Source organism: Mesorhizobium sp. M1348 (genome assembly GCF_040317925.1).
Taxonomy (GTDB): Bacteria; Pseudomonadota; Alphaproteobacteria; order Rhizobiales; family Rhizobiaceae; genus Mesorhizobium.
The window spans coordinates 74,571-90,691 of record NZ_JAMYLH010000003.1 but is presented as its reverse complement, the minus strand read 5'-3'; the positions used below and the strand labels follow the sequence as shown (position 1 = coordinate 90,691).

Annotated in this window: 15 protein-coding genes; 5 read left to right on the top strand and 10 right to left on the bottom strand. The window is 63.3% G+C overall.

Annotation, left to right across the window (positions count from 1 at the left end):
• The first annotated feature begins 99 nt into the window (after positions 1-99).
• From NKH13_RS07435 to NKH13_RS07425, 3 genes are all read left to right on the top strand, one after another.
• Positions 100-1,644 carry a sugar ABC transporter ATP-binding protein gene (locus NKH13_RS07435; protein WP_352717152.1) on the top strand — a complete coding sequence of 515 codons (1,545 nt, stop codon included), beginning with the start codon at positions 100-102 and terminating at the stop codon, positions 1,642-1,644.
• 23 nt (positions 1,645-1,667) lie between these two features.
• Positions 1,668-2,663, top strand: coding sequence for an ABC transporter permease (locus tag NKH13_RS07430; protein ID WP_352490501.1), 996 nt, complete (start codon positions 1,668-1,670; stop codon positions 2,661-2,663).
• Between the two features lie 153 nt (positions 2,664-2,816).
• Positions 2,817-3,347, top strand: coding sequence for a DUF2231 domain-containing protein (locus tag NKH13_RS07425; protein ID WP_352717362.1), 531 nt, complete (start codon positions 2,817-2,819; stop codon positions 3,345-3,347).
• Between the two features lie 91 nt (positions 3,348-3,438).
• On the opposite strand, the gene phnN is transcribed toward NKH13_RS07425, so the two are convergent.
• The 9 genes from phnN to NKH13_RS07380 form a co-directional block, all read right to left on the bottom strand.
• Entirely contained in the window at positions 3,439-4,068 is a 630-nt protein-coding gene (phnN, locus tag NKH13_RS07420; RefSeq protein ID WP_352717153.1) for a phosphonate metabolism protein/1,5-bisphosphokinase (PRPP-forming) PhnN, read from the bottom strand.
• Positions 4,065-5,204, bottom strand: a complete 1,140-nt coding sequence (locus tag NKH13_RS07415; RefSeq protein WP_352717155.1) for an alpha-D-ribose 1-methylphosphonate 5-triphosphate diphosphatase — start codon at positions 5,202-5,204, stop codon at positions 4,065-4,067. Before NKH13_RS07415 ends, phnN begins: the two co-directional genes overlap by 4 nt.
• Before the next feature lie 96 nt (positions 5,205-5,300).
• Positions 5,301-6,008 carry a DUF1045 domain-containing protein gene (locus NKH13_RS07410; protein ID WP_352911759.1) on the bottom strand — a complete coding sequence of 236 codons (708 nt, stop codon included), beginning with the start codon at positions 6,006-6,008 and terminating at the stop codon, positions 5,301-5,303.
• Between the two features lie 152 nt (positions 6,009-6,160).
• Complete coding sequence (iolB, locus tag NKH13_RS07405; protein ID WP_352911757.1) at positions 6,161-6,973, bottom strand: 5-deoxy-glucuronate isomerase; 813 nt, start codon at positions 6,971-6,973, stop codon at positions 6,161-6,163.
• A 2-nt stretch (positions 6,974-6,975) separates the two neighbouring features.
• Entirely contained in the window at positions 6,976-7,194 is a 219-nt protein-coding gene (locus NKH13_RS07400; protein WP_254815905.1) for a DUF3329 domain-containing protein, read from the bottom strand.
• A gap of 41 nt (positions 7,195-7,235) precedes the next feature.
• Positions 7,236-8,153 (bottom strand): myo-inosose-2 dehydratase, encoded by a 918-nt coding sequence (iolE, locus tag NKH13_RS07395; protein WP_352911755.1) that lies wholly within the window; start codon positions 8,151-8,153, stop codon positions 7,236-7,238.
• A 41-nt stretch (positions 8,154-8,194) separates the two neighbouring features.
• Positions 8,195-10,039 (bottom strand): 3D-(3,5/4)-trihydroxycyclohexane-1,2-dione acylhydrolase (decyclizing), encoded by a 1,845-nt coding sequence (iolD, locus tag NKH13_RS07390; RefSeq protein ID WP_352911753.1) that lies wholly within the window; start codon positions 10,037-10,039, stop codon positions 8,195-8,197.
• 35 nt (positions 10,040-10,074) lie between these two features.
• Entirely contained in the window at positions 10,075-12,009 is a 1,935-nt protein-coding gene (locus NKH13_RS07385) for a bifunctional 5-dehydro-2-deoxygluconokinase/5-dehydro-2-deoxyphosphogluconate aldolase (RefSeq protein ID WP_352911751.1), read from the bottom strand.
• A gap of 200 nt (positions 12,010-12,209) precedes the next feature.
• A complete protein-coding gene (locus NKH13_RS07380; protein ID WP_352911748.1) occupies positions 12,210-12,938 on the bottom strand; it encodes an SDR family NAD(P)-dependent oxidoreductase in 729 nt (242 codons plus the stop codon).
• Positions 12,939-13,075: 137 nt separating this feature from the next.
• Here NKH13_RS07380 and NKH13_RS07375 point away from each other — a divergent pair, with 137 nt between their 5' ends.
• On the top strand, positions 13,076-13,966 hold the full coding sequence (locus NKH13_RS07375; protein ID WP_352911746.1) for an AraC family transcriptional regulator: 891 nt from the start codon (positions 13,076-13,078) through the stop codon (positions 13,964-13,966).
• Here the strand turns inward: NKH13_RS07375 and NKH13_RS07370 are convergent.
• Positions 13,963-14,808, bottom strand: a complete 846-nt coding sequence (locus NKH13_RS07370; protein ID WP_352912205.1) for a MurR/RpiR family transcriptional regulator — start codon at positions 14,806-14,808, stop codon at positions 13,963-13,965. The two genes, NKH13_RS07375 and NKH13_RS07370, sit on opposite strands and share 4 nt — an antisense overlap.
• 152 nt (positions 14,809-14,960) lie before the next feature.
• Here NKH13_RS07370 and NKH13_RS07365 point away from each other — a divergent pair, with 152 nt between their 5' ends.
• Positions 14,961-16,070 carry a Gfo/Idh/MocA family protein gene (locus NKH13_RS07365; protein ID WP_352911743.1) on the top strand — a complete coding sequence of 370 codons (1,110 nt, stop codon included), beginning with the start codon at positions 14,961-14,963 and terminating at the stop codon, positions 16,068-16,070.
• The last annotated feature ends 51 nt before the right edge of the window (positions 16,071-16,121 follow it).

Below are 16,121 nucleotides of genomic sequence, written 5' to 3'. Positions count from 1 at the left end.
CGCCGGCTCAAGGTTCGCCTTGAGCCGGCGTTCTATTGACGTGCCTCGCGAGGCTCGTCAGTCTGAGGCCAAACGGCTCACCGGCTGCTGTCAGGCGTGATGAATTATTCCGACCCATCCATCGTTGCATCCACGGACGCTCCGTTCCTGAGCCTCGACGGTGTGCGCAAGACCTATCCCGGCGTCGTCGCGCTAGACGGATTCTCGATGGACGTAAGGCCCGGCGAAGTCATCGGCCTGGTCGGCGAAAACGGCGCCGGCAAATCGACGCTGATGAAGATCCTCGGTGGCGTCACCAGGCCAGATACCGGCACCATCACCGTCGATGGCGTCGCCCATGACGGGCTGACCGTCGAGGCCAGCATCGGCTCGGGCATCGCTTTCGTCCACCAGGAACTCAACCTGTTCGAAAACCTCGACGTGGCCGCCAATATCTTCTTCGGCCGCGAACCGCTGCGCGCCGGGCCGCTCAAGCTCGTCGACCGCGCCAGGCTGCGAGCGCAGGCGGCGCCGCTGCTCAAACGCGTGGGCGCCAATTTCTCGGCCGATACGCCGGTGTCGGCGCTGTCGCTGGCGCAGCAGCAAATGGTCGAGATCGCCAAGGCGCTGTCGATCGAGGCAAGACTGGTTATCCTCGACGAACCGACGTCCAGCCTGCCGATCGCCGAAACAGACAAGCTCCTCGGCGTCATCAAGGCGCTGAAGGCAGACGGCATCAGTGTCATTTTCATCTCGCACCGCCTTCACGAGGTCGAGCGCGTTGCCGACCGCGTCGTCGTCCTCAGGGACGGAATGCTCGCCGGAACCTTGCCGAAGAGCGCCATCAATCACGACCAGATGGTCAAGCTGATGATCGGCCGCATGCTGAAGGAGCGCGAGAAGGCCGCAGAATCGGCGCGCCCGCCGGGCTCAGTCGCGCTGTCGGTCAAGGCCATTCGCACCGCCGCCTATCCTGATCGGCCCGTCGACCTCGATGTCAGGCATGGCGAGATCCTTGGCCTGGCCGGCCTCGTCGGCTCCGGCCGGACGGAACTGGCGCGCGTCCTGTTCGGCATCGACAGGAGCTTTGGCGGTTCGTTCCAGCTTGACGGAAAAGATCTGGTTCTTGGTTCGGCCGCGGATGCAGTGGCCAACGGTATTTTCCTCGTCCCCGAGGATCGCAAGCTGACCGGCATCCTCCTCGACCTGTCGATTGCCCAGAACATCTCGCTGCCCAATCTGCCAATGCATTCGCGGCGCTCGCTGGTCTCGGCCAGCGCCGAGGCCGCCACCGCCGAGAAGCAGAAGACCGATCTCGGCATCAGGGCGCCCTCCGTCCAGACGCGTACCGGCACGCTGTCGGGCGGCAACCAGCAAAAGGTCGTGCTGGCCAAATGGCTGGCGATGAAGCCGAAGGTGATGATCCTCGACGAGCCGACGCGCGGTATCGATATCGGCGCCAAGGCCGAGATCTACGGACTGATGCGGGCGCTGGCCGATGCCGGCGTCGCCGTGCTGATGATCTCAAGCGACATGGAGGAGGTGATCGGCGTGTCCGACCGCATCGCCGTCATGCATGAAGGCCAGATCTCCGGCATTCTCGACAAGGACCGGTTCAGCCAGGAAAACGTGCTGCTGCTGGCGGTCGGCAAGCAGCCGAAGTAGTTCGCAGGCATTGGGAGAAGACGATGAGCAAGAAAGATCTCGGCCTGCTGATCCTGATCCTGGTGGTCGGCGCGGTGGTGGCGATCATCAACCCGCGCTTCCTGCTGCCGATCAATCTCGCCAACACCTCGAACCTGATCGGGCTGTTCGGCATCCTGTCGATCGGCCAGGCCTTCGTCATCATCACCGGCGGCATCGAATTGTCAGTCGGCTCGGTGGTTGCGCTACTCGGTACGCTGTTCATCGATTTCATCGCCGTGCGGGAGATGGAGTGGCCGCTGGCCTTCGTGCTGATCATCGCGCTCGGCGCCATCATCGGCCTGATGCATGGCTGGCTGATCACCCGGCTGAAGTTGCAGCCGTTTGTCGTCACCCTCTGCGGCCTGTTGATCTATCGCGGCGTGGCGCGCTTCTACACCGCCGACGGCACCGCCGGCTTTGCCTTCGGACAGAACTTCCCGGAACTCGAGTTCCTGACGGCGGGGCGGTCCTGGGGCGTGCCGAACAGTTTCATCGCGCTGATCGTCATCGCCGTCGTCATGTGGGTGGTGCTGCACCGGTCGGTGTTCGGGCGCTATCTCTATGCCATCGGCAAGAACGAGGAAGCGGCGAAATATTCCGGCATCCGTACCGGCCGCATCGTCATGGCCGCCTATGTCATCTGCGGCGTGCTGACGGCGCTGTCGGCTATCTATTTCGCCATGTACACACGCTCGATCTCGCCGGCGAGCCACGGTCAGTTCTATGAGCTCTACGCCATCGCGGCAGCGGTGCTCGGCGGCTTCTCGCTGCGCGGCGGCGAAGGCTCGCTGATCGGCGTCCTCCTCGGCACGGTGCTGCTGCAGGAGTTGCAGAACCTCGTCAACCTGCTCGGCATCCCGTCCTCGCTCAACTTCGCCGTCATGGGCGGGGTGATCCTCATCGGCGTGCTGGTCGACCAGCAATGGGGCGTGTTCAGGGCGCGGCGGCGGATGCTGGAAGCCACACGCAAGGGCGTGGCGGGTGCTGCCGCGGAATGACGCAAAAATAGCTGGATGAAATACGCCGACTGCCACGGCAGGTGGCGTGAAAAGGTCAGCCTGAGCTTCGCGACAGCAGTTCAGGTCGGTCTCTATTTGGAACGAAACCCGTATCTGAGCGTTTATTTAAGCTTTGCTACGCGGAGGCGTCCCATGCCCACGAATCCAGTAAGTACCGCAAAGGTAGGAACTCACCCTCTCCACCCGATGCTGATACCTTTTCCTGTCGCGTTTCTTGTCGGCGCCTTTGTCTCCGACCTGGTTTTCTGGGGAACTGCCGATGCCTTCTGGGCACGGGCATCGATGTGGCTGATCGGGGCAGCCATCGTAATGGCCCTTCTCGCTGCGACAGCCGGTTTTATCGACTTCCTCAACGAGCCGCGCATTCGCGCCTTGTCCGACGCCTGGTACCACATGCTGGGCAATCTGACCGCGGTTGTTGTGGCACTGATCAATTTCTATCTTCGATATGCCCAAGGCGCCGAAGCCGCGGTCCGGCCATGGGGTGTGCTGTTGTCGTTCATAGTGGTCTGCATACTGCTGTTCACCGGCTGGAAGGGCTGGGAAATGGTGTATCGCCATCACGTTGCAGTTCTGGATACACCAGCGGATGTGCCAGCGAAGCCTTCGACAACCACTGCCACCGATACTCGTCACACTGGTCGGGACCGGCACGCCGCATGAGGCCATAATCCCGAAAAGTGGATACCGGTTTCCAAAAAAATATGGGTTAGACAAGTAGCGCCCATCCAGAATTCATCGGATGGGCGCTACTTTAGATAAGGCCCGACATGTCGGAGAAGGCCATGGCCTTGCGCAGCACCTCGGCGAAGCGCTCGCCGGCGGCTTCACGAGGACCGCTATTGTCGATCGAGGTGACACCCGGTCCGGACAGCGCCACATTGGCGCTGCGCGCCAGCCGTGCCAGCACTTCGCCGCGCGATTCGCGACCGCGCAACGCCAGCCGCTCGGCCAGGATCTGCGGCGTAGCCGTGATCTCGACGACAGCCAGATTGGCGTAGCGCTCCCGCAGCGCCGGGATGATCGCGCGCGAGACGTTGGCGATCGCGACACGGCCGTTTGAGACCGACCAATCGACTTCGGCCGGGATGCCATAGCGCAGGCCATGCGCCTCCCAGGAAATCGCGAAGGCGCCATCCGCTTCGGCCTCGACGAAGGCCGCGTCGGCGAGCGTGTCGTGATCCTCGGTAGCCGCGTCGCTCTGCCGGGTGATGACCCGGCGCACGAACTCCAGCCGGCTCTCGTCGGCAAACACGGCGCGCGCATAGCCGATCACCGTGTCCTTGCCGGCACCGCTCGGCCCGACGACGGCGACGAAGACGCCGTCGCGGATCGGAAACGCCGCGGCTGACAATTCACGCTCGACCGATGCCGACACCATCATGCGACCCGCCGTCCCTGCCGCCAGACCGTGCGGACGACTGGGACATGGTCGTCGACGCGCACGCGAACCAGATCGGCGCGCCGGCCGGGCTCGATGACGCCGCGATCGGTGAGGCCGACCGCCTCGGCCGGGTTCTTCGAGACCATCGCCACCGCCTGTGGCAACGAGATGCCCTCGACCACGTCGCCGAGGAAGAAGGCCGACTGGATCAGGCTGAACGGAATGTAGTCCGATGACAGGATATCGAGCAGGCCGTCGCCGGCCAGCGTGCGGGCCGAGACATTGCCCGAATGCGACGCGCCGCGCATGACGTTCGGCGCGCCCATCAATACGCCGAGCCCTGCCTCTTTTGAAGCCCGTGCCGCCTCCTCAGTGGTCGGGAACTCGGCGACGCGCACACCTTGCTCGATCGCTTCGTCGACATGGCCGACGGTTGCGTCGTCATGGCTGGCCAGCACGATGCCGCGCTCTTGGCAGGCAGCGGCGATGAAGCTGCGGTTCGGGCTCGAGTTCCTCGCTGATTCCGCCATCCGCTTTTCGCAGAATTTCTGGAAATCGCGATCGGTCAGCTTCAGCTTGCGCTGGTAGTAATAGGCATAGGTTTCCAAATTGACGAATTGGCGCTGTCCCGGTGCATGGTCCATCAGTGACGCCAGCCTGACCCGCTCGTCGCCGTCGAAATTGGCGAAGGCTGTGAGGCAGTCCGGCGCCGAAACCTCGCAGCGCAGATGGAGGAAATGGTCGGCCCTGAGCCGGTCCTGCTGCACGCTGTCTTCGATCGCGTCGGCCAGCTTGCGTATGTCGGCGGCCGTCAGGTCGGCATCCTCGTCCATGCCGACACGCAAGGCGTCGAGCACGGTGGTGATGCCGGCGGTCGCCACCTGCGCGTCATGCGCCAGCACAGCTGCGATCGGGTTCCAGCGCACTTTCGGCCGCGGCGCGTAATGGCCTTCGAGATGGTCGGTGTGGAGCTCGACCAGGCCAGGGATGATGAAGTCGCCGCCCATGTCCTCGCCGCTGCGGCCAGCGCCGGGAGCGATGTCGGCGATCACGCCATCGCGCAGCACGATCGACCCTTCGATGATCTGGTCGGCCAGTACGATGCGGGCATTGTCAAGAACGGTCTCGGCGGTCATTTCAGGCAGTCCTCGGAGCATTTTGCAACCAACTGAAAATGAATCGGCGTCGCACAATGCGGTTAAAGCAAATAGTCATTTAGGCAGTTCTTCTGGTCAGGCAGTTCTTCTGGCCGGGCGGCGCCCGAGCGCGTGATGGGACAGCACCATGAATGGTGCGCCGGGTTCAGTTTCCACAAACAGCGTCAGCGCGTCCACCGCCACCGGCCGTTGCAGCACGCCCGCAAACAGGCTGTCGATTGCTAGGCGAAGACGAGGGCTTTCCTGTGACGAGACCCGGCCGGACAGCGTCATATGGAAGCGAAAGGTCTCGAAGACATAGGGGTAGCCCCACTGGCAGAGATTGCGGAACTCGTCGGGCTTCAGCGAATCGGGGCTGCGCCGCTCGATCTCGGCTTCGGTCAACGGCGCGCGAAAGCGGTCGAAGTCGTGCACCACATCATCGGCGAAGCGGTTGAGCGCCGGCAGCGGTGCTTCCGGCACCAGCGCGAAGAAGCCGTCGATCTGGGTGACGATCAGCCGCGGGACCGTCACCACCGACGTCGCCTCGGCAAAATCGTCGAGTGCTGCGCGAAGCGAGGCTTCCGTCTCGGTGGAAGCCAGTCGGAAGGGCGCCTTCAGCGTCGCATGAAAGCCATAGCGGCGCGCCGAGGCGGTATGGAAGGCAACTTCCGCCGCCGACAACTCGCCCACCGCCTCGACCGGCTTTGTGGCGGCGCCGAACGGGTCGCGGCCGAGCCAGTTGGCGGCGATCCGCGCCAGCGGTTCATCCTGCCGGGGGGTGAAATAGATAGCGTAGCGCATCGAAAGTCCTCGTCAGCCCCGCTGCCATAGGCGATTTCCATGACGAATTGACGAAGCTTTGCAGCGTTTTCGGTAACAAAACGACACAGCCTGGTCATTAGCCGACGATTTTTTCGGCTTGGACCAGCGGTTGAGAAGCGAAGGGGAAACGGTCAGGCCTTCATCAGCCATTCGTGCTCGGGCGCGTTGTGGAATTTCCACGTCCGCTTCGGTCCGGCCATGACGTTGAGATAATAGAGATCATAGCCGTGGCAGGCGGCGCAGGGGTGATAACCCCTGGGGACCAGCACGACGTCGCCGTCCTCGATCGCCATCGCTTCGTCGAGCGAACGAGCACCGTTCTCGTCGGCATCGGTGTAGACGCGCTGGAAAGCAAAGCCCTGTGGCGGGTTGAGACGGTGGTAATAGGTTTCCTCCAGATAGGATTCAGCCGGCAGATTGTCCTGGTCGTGCTTGTGCGGCGGATAGCTCGATGTGTGGCCGCCGGGCGTGATGACCTCGACCACCAGCAGGGAATCGGCCGGCTCGCCCTCCGGCAGGATGTTGGTGACGTAGCGCGTGTTGGTGCCTTTGCCGCGAACCTCCTGGCCGAGATCGTCACGTCCGATGACACGGACCGGCAGACCGCCGCCCAGTCCTGGCGCCGAACAGACGGCAAGTTCGAGATCGGTATCGGCGCTCACCGACCACTCCGACCCCTGCGGCACATAGACCGACCACGGCTTGCCTTCGAAGGGCGACATGCGCTCGCCGAGCAGGCCGAGTTCCTTGCCGCCGGCCTTGGCCTTACCCTTGCCGGTGACGAACACAAGGCAGACCTCACGATCCGCGGTTTGCCCGGAAGCGCTCTCGCCGGGCCGCAGCCGGTGCAGATCGAAGCCGACATAGGTCCAGCCGGCGCTCTGCGGCGTCACATGAGCGACGCGGCCGTGGCCCTTATTGGCTTTGACGAGCAGCTTAGACATGGTCATTCCTTCGGTTTGGCGTCCGCCGATGGCTTGTCCTCGTCAGCTGGCTTGTAGAGATAGAAGAATTGCCAGACGGCATAGCCGGCGAAGCCGAGCGCAATCACGCCCCAGAACGGTGTGCCGGTAGCGAATTCGATCACCGACCAGACCAGGCAGACCGCGACAACGGCAACGCGCCGCCACAGCGGCCGGAAAAACGGGTGCTCGGAGTCTTTCATCGGATCACCCACGGCATCGGATCAGCCCTTCCTCGCGAGCCTCAAGCATTGGGAAAGCCCTGTGTCTCCACCGTGTAGCCCGCCGCCGTCATCACCCGCATCAATTCCTTATAGCCGACCTGCGCCATCTTGAGCGGCGGGTTCTTCTTCGGATCCTGCTCGGCCTCGACCACGAACCAGCCTTCATAGCCATGGTCGGCTAGCCTCTGGACGATGGCGCCAAAATCCAGCGAGCCATCTCCCGGCACCGTGAAGGCGCCGAGCGCCACGGCATCGAGGAAGGATTGCTTCTGGCGGTCGAGTTTCTCGATCACCTCCATGCGCACGTCCTTCACATGCACGTGGTTGATGCGCCGGTGATGATTGTCGATGGCGCGCAGCACGTCACCGCCGGCAAAAGCCAGGTGCCCGGCATCGAGCAGCAAGGGAATGCCTTCACCCGAATAGCGCATGAATACATCGAGTTCGGGCTCGGTCTCGACGACCGCCGCCATATGATGGTGGTAGGAGAGCGGCATGCCTTGCTCGGCACACCATTCGCCGAACTGCGTGAGCCGCTTCGCATAGGCTTTCATCTCCTCGTCCGAAAGCCTGGGCTTGGTGGCGAGCGGTTTGGAGCGGTCGCCCTGGATGGAGCGGCCGACTTCACCATAGACGATGCAGGGCGCATTCACCGCCTTGAACAGATCGATCATCGGCTGGATACGATCCTTGTTTTTCGCCATGTTTTCGTCGACCAGCGTTCCCGAGTACCAACCGCCGCAAAGCGTCACGTCGGCCTGCCTGAGGATCGGCAGCATGATTTTCGGATCGTTAGGAAAGCGGCGGCCCATTTCCATGCCGGTGAAACCAGCCGAACGCGATTGGCGCAGGCACTCCTCCAGCGACACATCATCGCTGAGTTCCGCAAGATCGTCGTTCCACCATGCAATAGGGGACATGCCCAGTTTGGCTTTCAAGTCGTCACTCCAGTTTCTGACATTCGAGGCGTTGGCGGGCGCTAAAATCGCCGCCCGCTCAGCGCTTCCTCATATTTCTTGCGCGCCGCATTCACTTGCGGCCGTGCCGAGACTTCCGGCACTGCGACATCCCACCAGCTTCCACCGGCCTCGGTCGAAACCAGCGGGTCGGTGTCGATGACCAGCACGGTCGTTCGCGTATTCTTCTTCGCTTGCACCAGCGCCGTTTCCAGCCCGGCGATCGACGGCACTTTTTCGGCAATGGCGCCCAGGCTTGCCGCATGTGCGGCGAAGTCGATCTCGGGCAAGGTCTCGTGACGAGCGTCCTTCAGCAGATTGTTGAAGTTGGCGCCGCCGGTCGCCATCTGCAGCCGGTTGATGCAGCCATAGCCGCGGTTGTCGAGCAGCACGATGGTCAGCTTGAGGCCGAGCATCACCGAGGTCGCGATCTCGGAATTGAGCATCAGGTAGGAGCCGTCGCCGATCATCACCACAACCTCCTCGTCGGGCCTGGCCATCTTGACGCCGAGTCCGCCGGCGATTTCGTAGCCCATGGTCGAGAAGCCGTATTCGGCGTGATAGGAGCCGGGCGCACCCGCCTGCCATAGCTTGTGCAATTCGCCGGGCAGGCCGCCCGCGGCATGAAGCAGCGTCACGCCGGAGCCCATGGCCCGCTGTACGGCGCCGATCACCTGCGCGTCGGACGGATGGGCCGCATTGGTTGACCCAGTCGCCTTGCCGGCATCCGCCTGCCACTCCTTCTTGCCCCTGATCGCATTGTCGGTCCAGCCTGAAGGGGCTTTCCAGCCTTTCAGCGCGGCAGCCAATTCGGCGAGCCCTTCCGCCGCATCGGCGACCAGCGGCAGCGCCTGGTGCTTTCCGGCATCGAAAGGCTGCACGTTGAGCCCGATGATTGTCTTGCCGGAATTCTTGAATAGCGCCCAGGAGCCGGTGGTGAAATCCTGCAGTCTGGTGCCGACGGCAAGCACGACGTCGGCCACTTCGGCCAGCCGGTTGGCCGCCGAAGTGCCGGTGACGCCGACCGCGCCCATGTTCAAGGGATGATCGTCCGGGAGCGAGGATTTGCCGCCTTGCGTCTCACAAACCGGAATGCCGGCACCTTGCACCAGCTTCGCCAATTCATCCGACGCCTGCGAATAGAGCACGCCGCCGCCGGCGATCACCAGCGGCTTTTTCGCCGCTTTGAGCGCCGCGACTGCGGCCGCCAGTTCGTTGCGGTCCGGGCGCTGCCGACGCGGCGTCCAGAGCCGCTCGGCAAAGAAGCTCTCGGGGTAGTCATAGGCCTCGGCCTGCACATCCTGGCACAGCGCCAGGGTCACCGGGCCGCATTCGGCCGGGTCGGTCAGCACCTGCATGGCGCGGTTGAGCGCCGGCATAATCTGCTCCGGCCGCGTGATGCGGTCGAAATAGCGCGACACCGGCCGGAGGCAGTCATTGACCGTCGCCGTGCCGTCGGAAAAATCCTCGGCCTGCTGCAGGACGGGATCCGGAATGCGATTGGCGAAGACGTCGCCGGGCAGAAACAGGACAGGCAACCTGTTTACATGTGCAAGTGCCGCAGCGGTCACCATGTTGAGCGCGCCGGGGCCGATCGAACTGGTCGCAGCCATGAAGCGGCGGCGGAAATTGGCCTTGGCGTAGGCAATCGCCGCATGCGCCATCGCCTGCTCGTTATGGGCGCGGAAGGTCGGCAATTCGTCGCGCACCTGGTAGAGCGCCTCGCCGACGCCGGCGACATTGCCGTGGCCGAAGATCGCCCAGACGCCGCCGAAGATCGGCACTTTCTTGCCGCCGATCTCGGTCATCTGCCGGGCAAGAAAGCGGGTCAGCGCCTGCGCCATCGTCAGGCGGATTGTCTTGGTCATGTCGGTTCCTCCGCAGTCCTTATTGCCGCGCCTTCTTATGCTGCTTTGCGGCCGCGCGCGGCAAGCCACGCCTCGGTCAGTCTCTCGAAGCGAGATGCCATGTCGGCAACCGCCTCATCGTCCGACATCTTGCCGGCCAGCCATTGTTCGGCCGCGTTGATGAAGATGGTGCGGCCGACGGCAAAGCCCTTGACGATGGGCGCCTTGGCGGTGGCGGCAAAGGCCACTTCCAGCTCGTCCTGCGGCGCTTCCAAACCGAGCAGCACAATCCCGCGGCACCAGGGATCGTTCTTCAGGATCACCGCCTCGATCTTTGCCCATGCGCCGGCCGATGCCTGTGGTTCGAGCTTCCACCAGTCGGGCTTGATGCCGAGTGCGTAGAGTTCCTCGAGCGCGCGCGGGATGGTCATGTCGTCGAGCTTGCCGTGCTTGCCGGCGATGATCTCCACCAGAAGTTCTCTGCCCACTTTCCGCGCGGCCTCGAACAAAGCGCGCAGTTTCTGCTGCTGTTCGGTCTTCAGCGCCGCGGGATCGTCGGGATGATAGAAGCACAGGCACTTGATGCAGTGGTCGACCGGCCATTCGGTCAGTTGCGAACCTATGTCCTGCGAGAACTCGAAGCGAAGCGGCCGCGAACCCGGCAGCTCGACCGGCCGGCCGAGCCAGGCGAAGGAATGGTGGGCGAATTCGAACATCGCCTCGCGTCCGTATTTTTCGTCGAGAAGCATGCCGTAGCCGCCGCGGCCGGCCGCGACCTTGGCCGCAGCCTTGACCGTCAGCACCTTGAAAGCTGGTATTCGCGACGGATCGGCGCCGGCTTTTGCCGCGACGTCCTCCAACTGGACGCGGTGGTCGCAGGCGAACGCCATCAGCGAGGGGATGTCGTGCCGGCGCGTGGTCGCCCAATGGATGTGGTTGATCGCCTCGTCCTTGCGCAGCGCCAGATGCTTGCTGCCGTTTTTCAGGAAGAACTGCAATTCCTCGAAAGTCGGGTATTCCGGTGCGCAGAGCAGCCGCGACACGGCAAAGGCGCCGCAGGCATTGGCCCAGGTCGCCGCCGTCGCCAGGCTTTCCTCGCCGAGCCAGCCGCGCAGGAAGCCCGACATGAAGGCGTCGCCGGCGCCGAGCACATTGTAGACCTCGATCAGAAACCCCTTGCCGACGACACCGTCCTCGAGGTCGTCACTGATCGGCCCGTCATAGACGATGCAACCCATGGCGCCGCGCTTAAGCACGATGGTTGCCGCCGACAGCGAGCGGATGGTTTTCAGCGCACTCAGGCAATCGTCTGCGCCCGAGGCGATCATGATCTCCTCTTCGGTGCCGACGATGAGGTCACAGTCGGGCAGCACCGTCTTCAACTGCGCCGAGACGCGGTCGGATTTCACATAGCGCTCAAAGCCTTCGGCGTGGCCGGCGAGGCCCCACAGGTTGGGGCGGTAGTCGATGTCGAACACCACCTTGCCGCCCTTGGCCTTCATGGCACGGATCGCTTTGCGCTGGGCGGCGTCGCTGTTGGGTCGCGAAAAATGCGTGCCGGTGACGACGACCGCGCGTGCCGAAGCGATGAAGGCCTCATCGATGTCGTCTTCCGAAAGCGCCATGTCGGCGCAATCGCTGCGATAGAAGATCATCGGCGAGACGCCTTCATCCTCGACCGACAGCAGCACCAGGGCAGTCAGCCGCTCCGGATCGGTCTTGAGGCCTTGGACCGAAACGCCCTCGCGGGTCAGCTGCTCGCGGATGAAGCGGCCCATCTGCTCATTGCCGACGCGGGTGAGCAGCGCCGAGCGCAGGCCGAGCCTGGCAGTGCCGACTGCGATGTTGGCTGGACAGCCGCCGACCGACTTGGCAAAGGAAGTAATGTCCTCGAGGCGCGAGCCGATCTGCTGACCATAGAGATCGACGGAAGCGCGGCCGATCGTGATGATGTCGAGCGGCGCATGTCTCGCTTCCACGGCTTCGCCCATTCGAACCTCCCATCGGCTTTGTTGTCTTGGGTAACACGCGCGAGCGGCAACGTGGCGCCGGCAATATGAAATAATAATTCCAATCCATAGTCAATATGGAACGAGCATTCCCAAGGCTGAAAAGTGCTGTGCAAAGCTCGCGCGTTCAGAAACTTTGAAGTCAGACGAACGTCAAGGGTCTGCCACTGAAACCAGCTGATTTACCAAGGAAGCGGGCCATCATCGTTGAAGTACCCGGCGGTCGGGCCATCGGCGTCCAAGGTCGCCAGGTGAATGACGATCTCGGCCGCCTGCTGCACCGTGCGGTGACCTTTATACCCGTTGAGATCGGTGGCGGTGTAGCCGGGCGCCGCGGCGTTGACCTTGATGCCTTGGGGCGCGAGCTCCCTGGCGAAGGCCACGGTGATGGCGTTCAAGGCTGTCTTGGAGCTGCCGTAACCCATCATATTGACGGCGTGGTTCGCGGTGGCGGGATCCAGCGCCCGGCCGATGGACCCGGTGGAGCTGCTCACCATCACGATCCGGGCAGCAGGTGCTGCCAGCAGCAGCGGCAGGAATGCCTGGGTCACGCGGATGGGGCCGAAGACATTGACGTCGTAAGTGGCCTGGATGTCGGCGATCCGCTGCTGGCTCGGCGGCAGGTCGTAATTGATGGCGACGCCGGCGTTGTTCACCAGCACGTCGAGGCAGGGGCTGGCCTGCCCGAGTGCCTTGGCTGCCGCCGCAACACTGTTATCCTGCGTGACGTCGAGTTCAAGCCACTCTGCGTCGAGGCCTTCCGCGCGCAATGCCTGCGCCGCCGCCATGCCGCGTTCGGCGCTCCTGGCGCCGAGCCAGACCTTGAAGCCCATGGTCGCCAGTCGCCGGGCGATTTCGCGGCCTATACCCTTGTTGGCGCCGGTCACCAGCGCGGTCTTCGAAGTCGTCATTTCGGTGTCTCCATTATTCTTGTGGAAGACCCACAAATGGCGCGAGGCAGCGGGCGCCGCGCGCCGGAAATTCTCAGGCTCTTGCCTAATCCTCTCACGCTGTTGCGCGGCCGGTGCGAATGCGCGATGCTGGCGCAATGAGCGAGGCGCTGCAGGAGTTGATCGAGATCGCCGGCCGCCATGCGCGCGGGCGACGAACAAGCACGGCGGTTCCCCGCGTTTCGATCGGCCGCAGCGAAGTTGCCACGCCGCCATTGCCAGGGGTGTGGGGGTTGGGGATCTTATTCGTATTGCAGGGCGCGAAGACGGTTCTGATCGGCGACCGGGCTCTTCGTTACAAGCCGGCCAGCTATTTCATCTACACTGTCGAGACGCCCACTATCAGCCAGATAATCGAAGCGAGCGCGGCGCGTCCTTATCTGGCCATTGGCTTGACCCTTGACCTGCAAGCCGTCGCCGCCCTCCTCGTCGAGCACGCGCCAGCCCTCGGCGGCGACAGTTTCTCCATCTCTCCCGTTGATGACGACCTGCTCGACGCGCTCCGTCGAATGATGCGGCTGCTTGACCGGCCAGCGGAGATTCCCGTGCTCGCGACCATGCTCAAGCGGGAGATGCTGTTTCGGCTCCTGCAAGGTCCGCAAGGCGGAAAGCTTCGTGAACTTGCGCGCGCCGATGGCCATCTGTCCCGAATTGGCCAGGCGATCGCCTGGATCCGTTCGCATCCCCATCAGCCGGTCCGGGTCGGGGATCTGGCTGAAATCGCCCATATGAGCAGTGCTGCGTTTTATCGTCACTTCAAGGCGGCGACGGCCATGAGCCCAGTCCAGTATCAAAAGCAAATCCGCTTGCTGGAAGCCCGCCATCTGCTGATTGCCCAGCCGGGCAACGTGGCGCGTGTCGCCTTCGCTGTCGGCTATGAGAGTGCTTCCCAGTTCAGCCGGGAATATGCCCGCCAGTTCGGGTCGCCGCCTGCCCGCGACGCAGCGCGGCTTTTGGCAGAAGGCGAAACGGCAATAGAGGTGATCTAGGCCTTGCGCTTCCTGCCGCTATCGCGCCGCTTCTCGCCGACTGCGACGGTCAGCGCCATAGCCAAAGCCATCGTCGCCGACAGCGAGCGGAAGCCGGCGAAATCGGCTTCGGCGACCTCGAACCAGACCCTGGCGAACTGGGCGAGCGGCGAAAAGGAGCTGTCGGTAATCGCCACGATCGGCACGCCTTGCTCCGAAATGACGCGCGCCTCCTCGATGGTGGCCGGGGCATAGGGCGAAAAGCTGATGGCGATGACGGCATCCCTTGGAGAGGCAAAGCCGATCATCTCCGCGTTCAGGCCGGCGGCCGATTCGATCAGCTGGTTGCGGATCTTGAGCTTGCCCAATGCATAGGCAATGTAGGAGGCGACCGGGTAGGAGCGCCGCTTGGCCAGCACATAAATGGTTTCCGCCTTGGCCAGCACGGCGATCGCGTCTTCGAAATGGTCTTCATTCAGCGTGCGCGAAATGTCGTTGAGCGAGGTGCTGGCTGCGGCGACAAAACCGTCGAAAATCGCGCGGTGGCCGGCGCCTTCGTCGGCCTTGGCGCGCAATGCCGCCAGCCTTTCATCGTAGGATGAGTTGCGCTCGCGCAGGCGCTCGCGAAACACCAGCTGCAGGCTGGTGAAACCGTCAAAGCCAAGCTGCTGGGCAAAGCGGATCAGGGTCGAAGGCTGGACACCGGCGGAAGCGGCGATGCTGGCAGCGGTGCCGAAGGCGATATCGTCGGGGTTATCGAGCGCATAGGCGGCGATCTGGGCGATACGTTTCGGCAGGCTCTGACGCCGCTCCAGGATCGTCGCCCGCAGCGTTTCGAAATCGCGAGGCACCCGTTCGTCCATCGTCGCTCCGCCCAGGCTCATCGTCGGTTCCCTCTGTGCCCCATCATAGCGGGCCTGTGCAAGAACACCATAAAAAATGAGGCAAGCGTTCCATTTGCAAACAAAATGGACTAATTCATCCACATAAGTTTGCACACAGGGAGGCAAGGCAGATGGTCAGGGTAGGTCTTATCGGCACGGGCTTCATGGGCAAGTGCCACGCCATTGCCTGGAACGCGGTCGGCACCGTCTTTCCCGATGTCGACAAGCCAAGGCTGGTCCATCTGGGCGAGGTCAACGAGGACCTTGCCAAACGCCGCGCCAGCGAATTCGGCTTCGCCAAGGCATCCGGCGACTGGCGTGCGGTGGTCGATGATCCCGATGTCGATGTCATCTCGCTGACCACGCCAAACCAGTTCCACCCGGAAATGGCCATCGCCATCCTCGAAGCCGGCAAGCATCTGTGGTGCGAGAAGCCGATGGCGCCAAGTTTTGCGGAGGCGCAAGCGATGGCTGCGGCGGCCCAAAAATCCGGCAAGGTGGCCGCGCTTGGCTATAACTACATCCAAAATCCCGCGATCCGCCACATCGGTGCGCTGCTCGACGAGAAGATCATCGGCGAGGTCAACCATCTGCGTATCGAGATGGACGAGGACTTCATGGCCGATCCGGAGGCGCTGTTCTTCTGGAAGCACGAGGCGGCGTCCGGTTACGGCGCGCTCGACGATTTCGCCGTACATCCGCTGTCGCTCATTGCCGTACTGTTCGGCCGTGTCGCCCGCGTCATGTGCGACATGGCCAGACCCTATGCCGACCGCCGCGTCGCCTCGGGCGGGCGCCGCGCCGTCGAGACCTATGACATCGCCAGCATCCTGATGCATCTCGAAAACGGCATTGCCGGCACGTTGCTGGTCAACCGTTCGGCCTGGGGCCGCAAGGGCCGGATCGCCATCCAGATTTTTGGTTCGAAGGGCTCGATCCTGTACGACCAGGAGCGGATGAACGAGTTCCAACTCTATCTGACAGCCGACCGGCCGACCGAGCAAGGCTATCGCACCATCCTGGTGGCGCCGCACCATACGCCTTACGACGCCTTCCTGCCGGCACCCGGCCACGGCCTTGGCTTCAATGATCTCAAGATCATCGAATGCTGGGAACTGTTGACGCGGCTTGCCGGCAAGCCGGCGCGGATCATCGACTTCGACGAAGGCCTGGAGATCGAGCGCACCGTGCACGCGATGGCGCGCTCGTTCGCGGAACAGCGCTGGATCGCAGTGCGGTAATTGCTGGGCGCCGGTTGCCCTTCTCCCACAACAAGGGGAGAAGGGGCATTG

What these genes read in the sequence shown, in the direction of transcription:
- NKH13_RS07370 (WP_352912205.1), bottom strand. Translation starts at nt 14,808, where the DNA reads ATGGACGAACGGGTGCCTCGCGATTTCGAAACGCTGCGGGCGACGATC.
- NKH13_RS07375 (WP_352911746.1), top strand. Translation starts at nt 13,076, where the DNA reads ATGAGCGAGGCGCTGCAGGAGTTGATCGAGATCGCCGGCCGCCATGCG.
- phnN (WP_352717153.1), bottom strand. Translation starts at nt 4,068, where the DNA reads ATGATGGTGTCGGCATCGGTCGAGCGTGAATTGTCAGCCGCGGCGTTT.
- NKH13_RS07415 (WP_352717155.1), bottom strand. Translation starts at nt 5,204, where the DNA reads ATGACCGCCGAGACCGTTCTTGACAATGCCCGCATCGTACTGGCCGAC.
- iolD (WP_352911753.1), bottom strand. Translation starts at nt 10,039, where the DNA reads ATGACCAAGACAATCCGCCTGACGATGGCGCAGGCGCTGACCCGCTTT.
- NKH13_RS07400 (WP_254815905.1), bottom strand. Translation starts at nt 7,194, where the DNA reads ATGAAAGACTCCGAGCACCCGTTTTTCCGGCCGCTGTGGCGGCGCGTT.
- NKH13_RS07425 (WP_352717362.1), top strand. Translation starts at nt 2,817, where the DNA reads ATGCCCACGAATCCAGTAAGTACCGCAAAGGTAGGAACTCACCCTCTC.
- NKH13_RS07410 (WP_352911759.1), bottom strand. Translation starts at nt 6,008, where the DNA reads ATGCGCTACGCTATCTATTTCACCCCCCGGCAGGATGAACCGCTGGCG.
- NKH13_RS07380 (WP_352911748.1), bottom strand. Translation starts at nt 12,938, where the DNA reads ATGACGACTTCGAAGACCGCGCTGGTGACCGGCGCCAACAAGGGTATA.
- NKH13_RS07435 (WP_352717152.1), top strand. Translation starts at nt 100, where the DNA reads ATGAATTATTCCGACCCATCCATCGTTGCATCCACGGACGCTCCGTTC.
- NKH13_RS07385 (WP_352911751.1), bottom strand. Translation starts at nt 12,009, where the DNA reads ATGGGCGAAGCCGTGGAAGCGAGACATGCGCCGCTCGACATCATCACG.
- iolB (WP_352911757.1), bottom strand. Translation starts at nt 6,973, where the DNA reads ATGTCTAAGCTGCTCGTCAAAGCCAATAAGGGCCACGGCCGCGTCGCT.
- NKH13_RS07365 (WP_352911743.1), top strand. Translation starts at nt 14,961, where the DNA reads ATGGTCAGGGTAGGTCTTATCGGCACGGGCTTCATGGGCAAGTGCCAC.
- NKH13_RS07430 (WP_352490501.1), top strand. Translation starts at nt 1,668, where the DNA reads ATGAGCAAGAAAGATCTCGGCCTGCTGATCCTGATCCTGGTGGTCGGC.